Annotated in this window: 12 protein-coding genes; 6 read left to right on the top strand and 6 right to left on the bottom strand. The window is 70.4% G+C overall.

The window, feature by feature from the left end; genetic code table 11:
* The first annotated feature begins 49 nt into the window (after positions 1-49).
* Positions 50-574, top strand: a complete 525-nt coding sequence (locus ACLVWQ_RS27280; RefSeq protein ID WP_414111833.1) for a DUF6082 family protein — start codon at positions 50-52, stop codon at positions 572-574.
* A 366-nt stretch (positions 575-940) separates the two neighbouring features.
* Positions 941-1186, top strand: a complete 246-nt coding sequence (locus ACLVWQ_RS27275; protein WP_414111832.1) for a hypothetical protein — start codon at positions 941-943, stop codon at positions 1184-1186.
* A 178-nt stretch (positions 1187-1364) separates the two neighbouring features.
* Here the strand turns inward: ACLVWQ_RS27275 and ACLVWQ_RS27270 are convergent, their stop codons facing one another.
* Positions 1365-2546, bottom strand: a complete 1182-nt coding sequence (locus ACLVWQ_RS27270) for a citrate synthase/methylcitrate synthase (protein ID WP_414111831.1) — start codon at positions 2544-2546, stop codon at positions 1365-1367.
* A 107-nt stretch (positions 2547-2653) separates the two neighbouring features.
* Between ACLVWQ_RS27270 and ACLVWQ_RS27265 the strand changes: the two genes are divergently transcribed.
* The 4 genes from ACLVWQ_RS27265 (at position 2654) to ACLVWQ_RS27250 (ending at position 7354) form a co-directional block, all read left to right on the top strand.
* On the top strand, positions 2654-3916 hold the full coding sequence (locus ACLVWQ_RS27265; RefSeq protein ID WP_414111830.1) for a citrate synthase: 1263 nt from the start codon (positions 2654-2656) through the stop codon (positions 3914-3916).
* Between the two features lie 52 nt (positions 3917-3968).
* Complete coding sequence (locus ACLVWQ_RS27260) at positions 3969-4919, top strand: sucrase ferredoxin (protein ID WP_414111829.1); 951 nt, start codon at positions 3969-3971, stop codon at positions 4917-4919.
* Between the two features lie 72 nt (positions 4920-4991).
* Positions 4992-6677, top strand: coding sequence for an ATP-binding protein (locus ACLVWQ_RS27255; protein WP_414111828.1), 1686 nt, complete (start codon positions 4992-4994; stop codon positions 6675-6677).
* A complete protein-coding gene (locus tag ACLVWQ_RS27250) occupies positions 6674-7354 on the top strand; it encodes a response regulator (RefSeq protein ID WP_414111827.1) in 681 nt (226 codons plus the stop codon). Before ACLVWQ_RS27255 ends, ACLVWQ_RS27250 begins: the two co-directional genes overlap by 4 nt.
* A 36-nt stretch (positions 7355-7390) precedes the next feature.
* Here the strand turns inward: ACLVWQ_RS27250 and ACLVWQ_RS27245 are convergent, their stop codons facing one another.
* The 5 genes from ACLVWQ_RS27245 to ACLVWQ_RS27225 form a co-directional block, all read right to left on the bottom strand.
* Positions 7391-8983, bottom strand: a complete 1593-nt coding sequence (locus ACLVWQ_RS27245) for a cation acetate symporter (RefSeq protein ID WP_414111826.1) — start codon at positions 8981-8983, stop codon at positions 7391-7393.
* The gene (locus ACLVWQ_RS27240) at positions 8980-9468 is read right to left on the bottom strand and encodes a DUF485 domain-containing protein (protein ID WP_414111825.1); all 489 of its coding nucleotides are present in this window, start codon (positions 9466-9468) and stop codon (positions 8980-8982) included. The genes ACLVWQ_RS27245 and ACLVWQ_RS27240 overlap by 4 nt, the downstream gene beginning before the upstream one ends.
* 104 nt (positions 9469-9572) lie before the next feature.
* Positions 9573-10253, bottom strand: coding sequence for a response regulator transcription factor (locus ACLVWQ_RS27235; protein WP_414111824.1), 681 nt, complete (start codon positions 10251-10253; stop codon positions 9573-9575).
* Positions 10250-11401 (bottom strand): sensor histidine kinase, encoded by a 1152-nt coding sequence (locus tag ACLVWQ_RS27230; RefSeq protein ID WP_414111823.1) that lies wholly within the window; start codon positions 11399-11401, stop codon positions 10250-10252. Before ACLVWQ_RS27230 ends, ACLVWQ_RS27235 begins: the two co-directional genes overlap by 4 nt.
* Entirely contained in the window at positions 11398-11922 is a 525-nt protein-coding gene (locus ACLVWQ_RS27225) for a DUF1453 domain-containing protein (protein ID WP_414111822.1), read from the bottom strand. The genes ACLVWQ_RS27230 and ACLVWQ_RS27225 overlap by 4 nt, the downstream gene beginning before the upstream one ends.
* Positions 11923-12071: the final 149 nt, after the last annotated feature.

Genomic DNA, 12071 nt, shown 5'->3' with positions numbered 1-12071 from the left:
TCGACCCGCACCGACGACCGGCGAACGGTCGCCTGATTCGGGGGTTGACATGAACACACGGAATTACGGAATCCGGGGGTGCAGCTCGGCCGTAGCGGCCGGGCTGACTTTCACAGTTGCCGTCAGCGTCATCATCGCTCAACAGTGGCAGTTCAAGAAGCTGCGCCTGAGCGAGCAGCAGCACACCAACCTGGCCAACCAACAGCGGCTCCACTGGGAACTACTGAGCAAGGCCATGGAGGACCCAGCGCTGGCCGCCGTGCTCGACACGCACGACGGCGCCATTCCACCGGACAAGCACCGTCAGTTTCTCTTCGCCAACGCGCTGTACACGAACGCGCTGCTCGCTTATCGCATCGGCAACATCAATCGGGCCGAATTTTTCGGACATCTGCGTAACACCCTACAAAACCCAATTTTCCGGGAGTACTGGGAAGCGAGTCGGCCGGCTCGCGCCAGCCTCGTCGCAGATTCGGTCGAGGCACAAGTGGGCCGCATGATCGACGGCTTGATCAACGACCTGGACGAGGCCGACACCGACGAATGGTGGGTGGTGGGCGATCTGCCCGACTGAGCCCCCACCCTGCAGGCACCCGCACAGGCAGCGAAACATGCGAGCGAGTTGCCGCCCCACACCGGCAGAGGCTCACTGACCCCTCGAACATGACAGGCGCCTACGGCCGGACCCGATCCACACAGTATGAATGACCACCATGAGGCCGCTCGCAAAGCATTGCCGAAGATCAGCCGCGGGCACTTGACCCACGTCAAGGGCGACATTCCCGCCATTGAACACGTCAAACAACTGCAACGACGGCTCACGACCACCTCTCTGTCCCGCGACCGGGCACCCCAGCACCCCATGAGAGACAGAAGGATGGCCAAAAATCGATGATCAATCGTTTCAGGCGAGATCGATCTTAATGATTGGCTACCGTCTGTGACATCACCAGACATCACCCGCCGCATTGGCGCATCCCCTAGGCAGCGCGGAAGCGTCGATGGTCAAACCTGTCCAGACATTTTCGAGCTGAGCGACGGCTCCTTCGCCATCATCGGTGCCGACAGAACCAGCACTCTTGACGGCAAACTACCGACCGACGCAGGACGATCGAGCGACGAACGGATCGTCGTCATCACTCGAGAAACACTAATTCGCGCCAAGATCGACATCCCTGACGCCTGACCAAGAGGCCGCAGGCCTGGCAAGAGACCCACAGCCCTCCCCGTCCACCCATTACCAATAGTTACACAAACAGGGATATAGCGGACCCGCGGATTGGGCCTGACTGCACTGCCGGTCAGGCCCAATCCGCTCATGCGGGCTCAGCACACTACGGGCCACCGTCCGACCATGCCTACACTCAGCCCCTCGGCGGCACCGCCACCGGCGCCCCCGGCCCCACATACCGCGCCGCCGGTCGAATGATCTTCGGGTCCTCCGCCTGTTCCAGGATGTTGGCGCTCCAGCCGACCACCCGTGCCGCCGCGAATGTCGGTGTGAACATCTCGCGTGGGAGGCCGCAGAGCTCCATGACCACGCCCGCGTAGAACTCCACGTTGGTGTGCAGCTCACGACCCGGCTTGAGCTCCGCGAGGATCGCCTCCACCCGCCGCTCCACCTCGACCGCGAAGTCGACCAACGGCCCACCGAACCGCTGCGCGATCTCACGCAGCATGCGCGAGCGCGGATCCTCCGTGCGGTAGACGGGGTGCCCGAAGCCCATGATGCGCTCGCCGGCCAGGACCCGTTCCCGAATCCAGGGGTCGATACGGTCAGGCGTCCCGATCGCGTCGAGGGTGTCCAGGGCTCGGCTCGGGGCACCACCGTGCAGCGGGCCGGAAAGGGCCCCCACCGCCCCGACGAGGCACGCCGCCACATCCGCCCCCGTCGACGCGATCACCCGGGCAGTGAAGGTTGATGCATTGAATCCGTGATCAATAGTTGAGATCAGGTACTGCTCGACGGCCCGGGCCCGGCCGGGCTCCGGCTCCGAACCCGTCATCATGTAGAGGTAGTTGGCTGCATACGACAGATCGTCCCTCGGCTCCACCGGATCAAGGCCCCGCCCGAGCCGGTGAAGCGCCGTCAACAGCGTCGGCACAGCCGCCGAGGCCGCGAGCGCGTCCTCCCGGCGCCGCTCGCCGTCGAGGTCGTACACCGGCCGGAACCCACGCGCCGCACCGAGCAGCGACAACCCGGTCCGCATCCCCGCGAGCGCCCCGGCCCGCCCGCCGGCCGCGGCGATCCCGGGCAGCGCAGCCCACACCTCCCCGGGCAGCCGACGCAGTGCCGCCGTCCGCGCGACAAAGGCGGAACGCTGCGCCGCGTCCGGCAGTTCACCATGCGTCAGCAGATGCCACACGTCCTCGAAGCCGCGGCTCCGCGCGAGTTCCACGGCCGAGTACTGGCGGTAGTGATAGAACCCCTCAAGTCCTCTGACGTCACCCAGCACGGTGTCGGTGACGACGACGCCCGCGAGTCCTCGCGGAACCTCGACAGAAGCGACTGCGGCCCGGCCGGTCACGGCCTGGTTGATCGACATGTTTGCCTCCCTGGACTTGATTCGACTGTCCATGCTTGACTCGATCCTTGTCAATATTGATTCAGTCAATACAACCGCGCAGATACCTCGCAGATACGGTGATGCCCATGAGGGATCAAGAAACGGCCCCGGCGTACGAAGGGCGACGCATCAGCACCGTCGAAGCCGCCGAACTGCTCGGCGTGAAGCCGGAGACGGTGTACGCCTACGTGAGCCGTGGCCGGCTCAGCAGCCGGAGCAACCCGGGCGGCCGAGGCAGCACCTTCGACCCGAAGGAGGTGGAGGCCCTCGCCCGCCGCAACCGGCGTGAACCCGCCGAGAGTTCACCGGCCGCGGGCAAGCTCTCCGTGCGCACCCGGATCACCCTGATCGACAGGGACCGCTACTACTTCCGAGGCGTCGACGCGACCGAACTCGCCGCACGCCACTCCTACGAGGAAGTCGCGGAGTGGCTCTGGACCGGCGTACTGCGCCCCGGCGTCACCTTCACCGCCCCCGAGGCCTCCGTCACGGTGGCGCGCCGCGCCGTCGACTCCCTGCCCGAGCACACGGGCCCCACCGACCGGCTCCGCGTGGCCGCCATCGCCGCGGCGACCGCCGACCCTCTGCGGTTCGACCTCTCCGAGGAAGCCGTCCTCGGCACGGCCCGCACTCTGATCCCCACACTCGTGGCCGCCCTGCCCCCCATGAGGCACGACAGTCGGGGGGACGACGGTCCACTGGCCCACCGCCTGTGGTCCCGGCTCAGCGGCCGCGAAGCCCCGGAGGCGTCCCTGCGGGCCCTGGACACGGCCCTCGCGCTGCTCGTGGACCACGACCTGGCCGCCTCCACACTGGCGGTCCGGGTGGCCGCCTCGGCCCGCGCCCACGCGTACGCCGCCGTCTCGGCGGGCCTCGGCGTCCTCGAAGGCCCACTTCACGGAGCGGCCAGCGGCCTGGCCCACCGGATGCTCCTGGAGGTCCTGGACCTCGGCACGGCGGCTCCGGTGATCGCCGACGAGCTCCGCGCCGGCCGGCGCGTCCCGGGCCTCGGCCACCGGATCTACCCGGGCGAGGACCCCCGTGCGCGGGCCCTGTTCGCTCTCCTGGAGGAGATCCCCGAAGCGGCTCCCGCCCTGGCGGCGGCTCGCGACGTCGTGGCCACCGCGGCCCGCCACGTCCCGCTGCACGCCAACGTCGACCTGGCCCTCGCCGTCCTCACCGCCTCGTCCGGCATGCACGCCTCGGCGGGCGAGACGATCTTCGCCGTGGCCCGCACGGCCGGGTGGATCGCCCACACCCTGGAGGAGTACGGCGAGGCGCCCCTGCGGATGCGCCCGAGCGGGCACTACGTGGGCGAACGGCCGCCCCAGCCACTTCCGGAGCAGTGACACCAGCGGCCCCGGAGGCCGCCACGAGCCAAGTCAGGTTAGGCTCACCTCTGTGAGTACGTGCGCGAAGGTCTCACGAGACCTGGAGGAGCCCCTCGCGGGGACCGCCGCCACGGCGAGGACGTGGCTGCTGGTCGAACAGCCCGGTCCCTGGGGCGCTAACGCGCTGACATCGAGCCACCTGGATCCCGTACTGGGTCGTGCCCTGGAGCAGGCCGCCGAGGGCACCGGCGTACGCATCGCCCTGATCCGCCGCCCCGGACGCCACGCGGACTGCCACACCGTCGCCGAGCGGCAGGTGTACGCGGCCCACACCACTCCGGGCAACGTATGGCTGCACAGCGCCACCACGTCAGCCCCCGAACGCCTGCTCACACTTGATTTCACCGCGCTGGGCAGAGGCCTGCCCCGCACCTTCGAGACGACGCTCGACGGCCGCCCCCACACCGGGGACCCGCTCGCCCTCGTGTGCACCAACGGCAAGCGCGACCGGTGCTGCGCCCTGCTCGGCCGCCCCCTCGCCGCCGAGCTCGCCGCCTCCGGAGTGGAGGGAGCGTGGGAGGTCACCCACCTGGGAGGCCACCGCTTCTCGCCCACCCTTCTCGTGCTGCCGTTCGGCTACGCGTACGGGCGCGCCGAAGCCCACGCCGTCAAAGAGGTCCTCCAGGGCGTGCGGGAAGGACGGGTCGTCACCGAGGGGTGCCGGGGCAGTTCCGCCTGGGAACGCCCCGGCCAGGCCGCGGAGCTGGCGGTCCGCGAGAGCGTGTCCGAGGACGCGGCGGGCACGCTGAGCGTGGTCGGCACCGAGGGAGAGGCGCCCCGCTGGGAGGTGACCGTCGCCCACAGGGACGGCCGCCGCTGGCTCGTCACGGTCGTGCGGGGCGCCGCCTCGCCGCCCCGTGCGGAGAGCTGCGGGTCGGCGCTCGGTTCTCCCGCCCGGATGGACGTGGCAGCGGTGCGCGAGCTGTCGCAGACCGCCGCCGTGCGGCCCCCGCCCCGCTGACCAGGGCTTCCGAACGAGATCCACGCCACACCCGTTACGGCCCGGCGCACGGCTCCCCGTACCGTCATGGGTATGAGCCCCACTCCCCCTGCTCGACGACTCCGCCTCGGCATGCCCAGGCGGATGTTCTCGCAGGTGCTGCTGATGCAGGTGGCGATCGCCGCCGGAGTCGCCGTACTCGCCACGGGCCTGTTCCTCGCGCCGCTCAGCGACCAGCTGGACGACCAGGCGATGCGACGCGCGCTCGCGATCGCGCAGACCACGGCCGCGCAGCCTCGGCTCGCCGAGGAGCTGACGTCGACACGCCCCTCGGCGGACGGGCCCGTCCAGGCCGAGGCGGAGCGGGTCCGCACGGCGAGCGACGCCGAGTATGTCGTGATCATGGACATGCGCGGCGTGCGCTGGTCGCACACCAACCCCGCCGAGATCGGGGAGCGCGTCTCCACGGACCCTCGGCAGGCTCTGGCGGGCCAGGAGGTCATGCAGATCGACGACGGCACGCTGGGCCGCTCCGCCCGCGGCAAGGTGCCGCTGCGCGATGCCGACGGCGTCATCGTCGGCGCGGTCTCCGTCGGCATCGAGTACGACAGTGTGCGGGCCCGTCTGGTCCATGCGATCCCCGGCCTTTTCGCCTACGCGGGCGGGGCGATGGCCGTCGGCGCGCTGGCCGCGTACCTGATCTCACGGCGGATGCAGCGTCAGACCCGTGACCTGGCCTTCTCGGACATCGCCGGGCTCCTGGCGGAACGTGAGGCCATGCTGCACGGCATCAGGGAGGGCGTCGTCGCGCTGGACCGCGAGGGCCGGATCCGGCTGCTCAACGACGAGGCCCGGCGGCTGCTCGGCCTCGGCGACGAAGCCGTGGGGCAACCTCTGGGCACGGCGCTCGGCGAAGGGCGTACGACCGATGTGCTGGCCGGCACCGTCAGCGGAACCGATCTGCTGACCGTCCGCGGGCAGCGGGTCCTGGTCGCCAACCGCATGCCGACCGACGACGGTGGCGCCGTCGCCACGCTGCGGGACCGCACGGAGGTGGAGCAGCTGGGCCGCGAACTCGACTCCACCCGCGGTCTCATCGACGCCCTGCGCGCCCAGGACCACGAGCACGCCAACCGGATGCACACACTGCTCGGGCTGCTGGAACTGGAGATGTTCGACGACGCCGCGGAGTTCGTCGGCGAGGTGGTCGGCGACCACAGGGCCACCGCGGAACAGGTCACCGAGAAGATCCACGACCCGCTGCTCGCCGCTCTCCTGCTGGGCAAGGCGACCGTCGCGGCGGAGCGCGCGGTGGCCCTGCGGATCTCCGACAGGACGCTCTTCCCCGACCTGCTGGTCGACGCCCGGGGACTGGTCACGATCGTCGGGAACCTCGTCGACAACGCGCTCGACGCCGTCGCGGGCACCCTCCACGCACGCGTGGAGGTCGAATTGCGCGCCGAAGGGCGTACGGCCGTGCTCAAGGTGCGGGACACCGGGCCGGGTATCCCTGAAGGACAACGTGAGTTGATCTTCACGGACGGCTGGTCCACCAAGGAACCGCCGGCCCACCGCGAGCGAGGGATCGGCCTGTCGCTGGTGCGCAGGCTCGCCGAACGGCAGGGTGGCAGCGCACGCGTCACTCAGGCGCGGGGCGGGGGCGCGGAGTTCACGGTCGTGCTGCCGGAAGCGCTGGCGGAGGCCGGGCTCACATCCGAGCCTGAGCCCGGCACCGCGCCGAAGAGAGCCACCACGACCACCGAGGAGGAGCCGCGATGATCGAGGTACTGGTCGTGGACGACGACACCCGGGTCGCCCGGGTCAACGCCGCCTATGTGGAGAAGGTCGCGGGTTTCCACGTCGCGGGCGAGGCACACTCGGCGGCTGAGGCGCTGCGGCAGGTGGAAGCGCTGCCCCAGCTGGACCTGGTGCTGCTCGACCACTACCTGCCCGACGAGACGGGTCTCACGGTCGTCCAGGAGATGCGGCGGCGCGGTCACCAGACCGACGTGATCATGGTGACCGCGGCCCGTGACATCACCACGGTCCAGGCGGCGATGCGGCACGGCGCCCTCCAGTACCTGGTGAAACCGTTCGCCTTCGCCGGGCTGCGCGCGAAACTCGAGGCGTACGCGGAACTGCGCCGCACTCTCGACGGCGGCGGCGAGGCGGAACAGGCCGAGGTCGACAGGATCTTCGGCGCCCTGTCGGCGGGCACCGAACCGGATCTGCCCAAGGGGCACTCTCCCACCACGACGGAGGCCGTCCGCCAGGCACTGATGACCGCGGAAGGCCCCCTGTCCGCCCAGGAGATCGCCGAACGGACCGGCCTCAGCCGGCAGACCGCCCAGCGCTATCTGAAGCTCCTGGAGCGCACCGGCAGGGCCACGCTGAGTCTCAAGTACGGCGACGCGGGCCGCCCCGAACACCGCTATGTCTGGGCGACCCGCGCCTGAAAGCCCTGCCGGAGCGCCCCGAAGTTTCGGGGCGCCTCAGACGGCGCCCGCTCCTGTGAGCGCCCGCACCTCGGTCTCCGCGTGCCTGGCCTCGTCCGGCGGCTCCGGCGACGTGACCGTGCCGACCCAGCCCGCGAGGAATCCCAGCGGGATGGAGACCAGGCCCGGATTCTCCAGCGGGAAGTACTGGAGGTCGACTCCCGGGAACAGCGAGGCGGGGCTGCCGGACACCACGGGCGACAGCAGCACGAGCACCAGCGCCGGCACCAGGCCCCCGTACACGGACCACACCGCGCCGCGTGTGGTGAAGTTCCGCCAGAACAGCGAGTACAGCAGGACGGGCAGATTCGCCGACGCGGCGACCGCGAAGGCGAGTCCCACCAGGAACGCCACGTTCAGGTCGCGTGCGAGCAGGCCGAGCGCGATGGCCACGACGCCGATCCCGACCGCGGCGGTCCGCGCCACGGCCACCTCACTGCGCGGCTTCGCGTGCCGGCTGCGCAGGGACGCATACAGGTCGTGGGCCACGGACGCCGAGGAGGCGAGGGTGATGCCGGCGACCACCGCGAGGATGGTCGCGAAGGCGATCGCGGCGACGACCGCGAAAAGGACCGCCCCTCCGGTGGACCCGGCGCCGCCGCCCAGATCGAGAGCCAGGAGCGGAACCGCCGTGTTCCCGGCCGCGTTCGACCCACGGACCGCGTCGGGGCCGACGATCGCCGCCGCTCCGAACCCCAGCACGATCGTCATCAGGTAGAACCCGCCGATCAGGCCGATCGACCAGACGACCGAGCGCCGGGCGGCCCTGGCGGTCGGCACCGTGTAGAAGCGCGACAGGATGTGCGGCAGCCCGGCCGTGCCGAGCACCAGCGCGAGCCCCAGGCTCATGAAGTCGAGGCGGGACGTCCAGTCCCCGCCGTACTTCAGCCCCGGTGCGAGAAACGCCTTCCCGTGCCCGCTCCGCTCCGCCGCCGTACGCAGCAGGTGGTTGAAGTCCCCGTGGAACCGCATCAGGACGAGCACGGTCAACGTGACCGCCCCGCCCATGAGCAGGACCGCCTTGACGATCTGGATCCACGTGGTGGCCCGCATCCCCCCGAACGACACATAGACGACCATGAGCGCGCCGACACCGATGACCGTCCAGGCCTGGGCCGCCTCGCTCGTCCCTCCGAGCAGCAGCGCGACCAGGCTGCCCGCCCCCACCATCTGCGCCACCAGATACAGCACGGACACGGTCACCGAGGAAGTGCCCGCGGCGATCCGCACCGGCCGCTCACTCATACGTGAGGCGACGACGTCGGCGAGCGTGAACCGTCCGCAGTTGCGGACCAGCTCGGCGACCAGGAACAGCACGACGAGCCAGGCGACGAGGAACCCCACCGAGTACAGCAGCCCGTCGTAGCCGAAGAGCGCGATCAGCCCTGAGATGCCGAGGAAGGAGGCGGCGGACATGTAGTCGCCCGCGATGGCAAAACCATTCTCCATCGGCGAGAAGAGCCGGCCGCCGGCATAGAACTCCTCCGCCGAACCGTGCCGGTGACGGCTCACCCAGGTCGTGATCCCCAGCGTGACCGCGACGAACACGCTGAAGAGCAGCAGGGCCAGCGTCTGATGGTTCCCGGTCACCTCGCACCACCCGTGACGCCGCGCGTCAGTTCCTGTGTGTCCCAGCGCAGATCGAGCGCGGCACGGTCCCTGCGCAGCCGGGCGTGCCGCGCGTAGGCCCAGGTGAAGAGGAACGTCGTGAGGAACTGGCCGAGCCCCGCCACCATCGCCACGTTCACCGCGCCGACGACTGGCCGCGCCATGAGACCCGGCGCCGTGGTCGCCGCCACGACATAGGCCACGTACCAGGTGAAGAAGACGGCGACGGCCGGGATCACGAACCTCCGATACCGGCTGCGCACCTCCTGGAAGGCGGCACTGCGCTGCACCTCCAGATAGACGTCGGCGGCACGGGCGCTGCGGTCCTCCTGTTCCTTGCGCGCGGGCGGCACGACGGGAGCGGGCGCGCCCGTACCGTCCAGCTCCCCCCACCCGGAGGCGAGCGCGTCGTACCAGGGGTCGTCGGTCCGGACCCTTGCGGGGTCGGGACCGTCGTGCTTCTCCACCGAACTCTCCTTGTCCGCCGCCCGTTTCGGCCGCGTACCCAAGGATGGACAGATGGGGAAGATCCCTGACTCTTCTCACCGCGCACTTCACCCCATCAGGTGACTCACCCCCCTGGAGGGCGCACAAGTCCCTTCGCGAAGGCGTAACGGACTGCCTGCGCACGGTCCTTGAGCCCCGTCTTGGCGAAGAGGTTGTTGATGTGTGTCTTCACCGTGGCCGTGGACACGTGCAGCTTGCGCGCGATCTCCTGATTGGTCAGGCCGTCGGCGATCAGCACCAGCACCTGTGCCTCCCGCGCGGTGAGCCCGTCCGGCGCCTCCGGCGAAGGCGCGTCCGGTTCCGGCTCCGACAGACGCTCCAACAACCGCCGCTGGATGCCCGGCGAGAGCCCGGCGTCCCCGGACAGCACGCTCCGCACGGCCCGTACGATCTCGTCGCCGCCCGCGTCCTTGGTGAGATAGCCGCGGGCCCCCGCCCTCAGCGCGGGAAACAGCGACTCGTCGTCCGCGTACGTGGTGAGCACCACGACCTGTGTCCTCGGGTACTCCGACCTGATGCGTCTGGTCGCCTCGGCTCCGTCGCAGCGGGGCATGCGCAGGTCCATCAGCACCACGTCCGGGTCGAGCTCGGCCACCAGCCGTACGGCCTCGTGGCCGTCCGCGGCCGCGCCGACGACCTCGATCCCCGGCAGCAGCCCGAGCAGCATCACGATGCCCTCACGCACCACGGTCTGGTCGTCCGCCACGACCACTCGGGCCGGCGCCGCACCGCCCTCCTCCGTCATACGGGCACCTTCAGCGTCACCATGAACCCCTCCTCGTACGGTCCGGCCTCCAGCGAGCCGCCCAGCAGCTCGGCCCGCTCCCGCATTCCGAGCAGACCGTATCCGGCGCCGGTGTGGGTGAACTCCCCCGCCGGCGCGCCCGAGTCCCGTACGTTCAGCGTCACTTCGTGCGGGCCGTAGTCCATCCGGATGCGGACCTTGGCGCCCGGCGCGTGCTTGCGGACGTTCGTCAGGGCCTCCTGAGCAACTCTGCGGGCAGCCTGGGACACCTCGGCCGACAGCAGCCTCCGTTCACCCGTGACAGTGACTTCGGCACCGTCGGTCTCGGCGACGAGCTCGCTCAGGAACTCCTCCAGCGGGGACAGCTCACCCCTCAGCGCGGAGAGCGCCTGTCTGGTCTCGGCGAGCCCTTCGCGGGCCATCCCGCGGGCCGCCACCACCCGGTCGAGGACCTGGTCCCTCTCCGCGCCTCTCTCGATCAGCAGCCTGGCCGCCTCAAGGTGCACGAGCTGGGCCGAAAGGCTGTGCGCCAGTACGTCGTGGATCTCCCGGGCTATCCGGGCCCTCTCCGCCAGGGCTGCCGACTCCGCCTCGGCCGCACGCGCCGCGCGCTCCTGGACGAGCAGGCGCTCGGTGCTGCCGCGGGCCTCGGCGTCCAGCCGGAGCACGTAGCCGAGCAGGGCCAGCCCTCCGGTCGTGGCCACGGTGGGCAGCCAGCCGTCGTGATCGACGACCGCGTAGGCCCCCAGCGCCGCGGAGGCGGCCGGAAGGGCGGCCGTCAGGGGCAACCGCTCCATCGCGGTGACACCGCACACGCACCACAGGACGAGGGACGGCACCCGCAATCCCACACCGTGTGCCACCGCCGCGGCGGCGAACAACATCATGAACAGACCCAGGGAGGGCAGGAGCCGGTGGTCGAGTGTGGCCCTCCTGAACCCCCAGACCCCGAAACCGCACGCGAGGACCCCCAGAACGGCGGCCGCGACACTCCAGCCACGCAGGTCGCTGTGCGCGAAGGTCGTCCCCAGGAGGACCCCGAGGGCGAGGAGGCGCGCGCCCATGTCCAGTGCGCGCCGAGGCCTGGGCACTCCCGCTCGGGAGAGCGCCTCGCGGGAGGGCCAGCGCTGCCAGACGTTCTCTGTCACACACGCTCCTTCCGCAGGGACCGGGGCACGGCTTCACCGTATGCCGCGCTCGGCCCGCCCATCGGATGTGGTCCCTGCGCCCGCCAGGCCAGGATGCCGGAGCGGACGAGCAGTGTCAGGGCGAGCCCCAGGAGCAGGGCGGAGGTGTCCTGGTGGAGACCGATCGCAGCGCCCAGGCCGATCAGGGCGGCTCGCAGGGCCATGCCGATGACCCAGACGAGAACGCTGCCCTTGCTGCCCCTGCTCCACACCGCTCCGTCCGGCGTCGCCCAGACGCGCGTGGTCCAGGCCCAGCCGAGGCCGGTGGCCAGAGCGATGAGGAGTTCGAAGCCGAGCAGGACGGCCGATGCCGTCCGATGCCCGGGGTCGATCAGGCCGGGCTCGCGCAGGGCGAGAAAGACCAGTACAGCGGGCGCGACCCACCAACGCCTGTCAGCCGCTATCCGCTGGGTACGGAACTGGCGGGCGATCACCAGGACGGCAACGGCGAGAATCGCCAGCACATCGACAAAACCGGACATCGCGGCCTCCGTGGGCGAAGAGTGGAAGGTGACGCCAGCTGGTGCTGTCGACGCCTTCGACGCTACGGAAACGGGCCGGGCGGCAGATCGGAGCCAGGGTGGATCATGGGTGGATCCCGGAGACGACTGGCCTCCACCCACGGGTGGAG

The organism is Streptomyces sp. CWNU-52B (assembly GCF_047444975.1).
GTDB lineage: Bacteria > Actinomycetota > Actinomycetes > Streptomycetales > Streptomycetaceae > Streptomyces.
This window is presented reverse-complemented; position numbering and strand designations above follow the sequence as displayed.

Excerpts from the sequence above, each read along its gene's own strand:
- ACLVWQ_RS27265 (WP_414111830.1), top strand. The coding sequence starts at position 2,654 with ATGAGGGATCAAGAAACGGCCCCGGCGTACGAAGGGCGACGCATCAGC.
- ACLVWQ_RS27225 (WP_414111822.1), bottom strand. The coding sequence starts at position 11,922 with ATGTCCGGTTTTGTCGATGTGCTGGCGATTCTCGCCGTTGCCGTCCTG.
- ACLVWQ_RS27255 (WP_414111828.1), top strand. The coding sequence starts at position 4,992 with ATGAGCCCCACTCCCCCTGCTCGACGACTCCGCCTCGGCATGCCCAGG.
- ACLVWQ_RS27250 (WP_414111827.1), top strand. The coding sequence starts at position 6,674 with ATGATCGAGGTACTGGTCGTGGACGACGACACCCGGGTCGCCCGGGTC.
- ACLVWQ_RS27235 (WP_414111824.1), bottom strand. The coding sequence starts at position 10,253 with ATGACGGAGGAGGGCGGTGCGGCGCCGGCCCGAGTGGTCGTGGCGGAC.
- ACLVWQ_RS27280 (WP_414111833.1), top strand. The coding sequence starts at position 50 with ATGAACACACGGAATTACGGAATCCGGGGGTGCAGCTCGGCCGTAGCG.
- ACLVWQ_RS27270 (WP_414111831.1), bottom strand. The coding sequence starts at position 2,546 with ATGTCGATCAACCAGGCCGTGACCGGCCGGGCCGCAGTCGCTTCTGTC.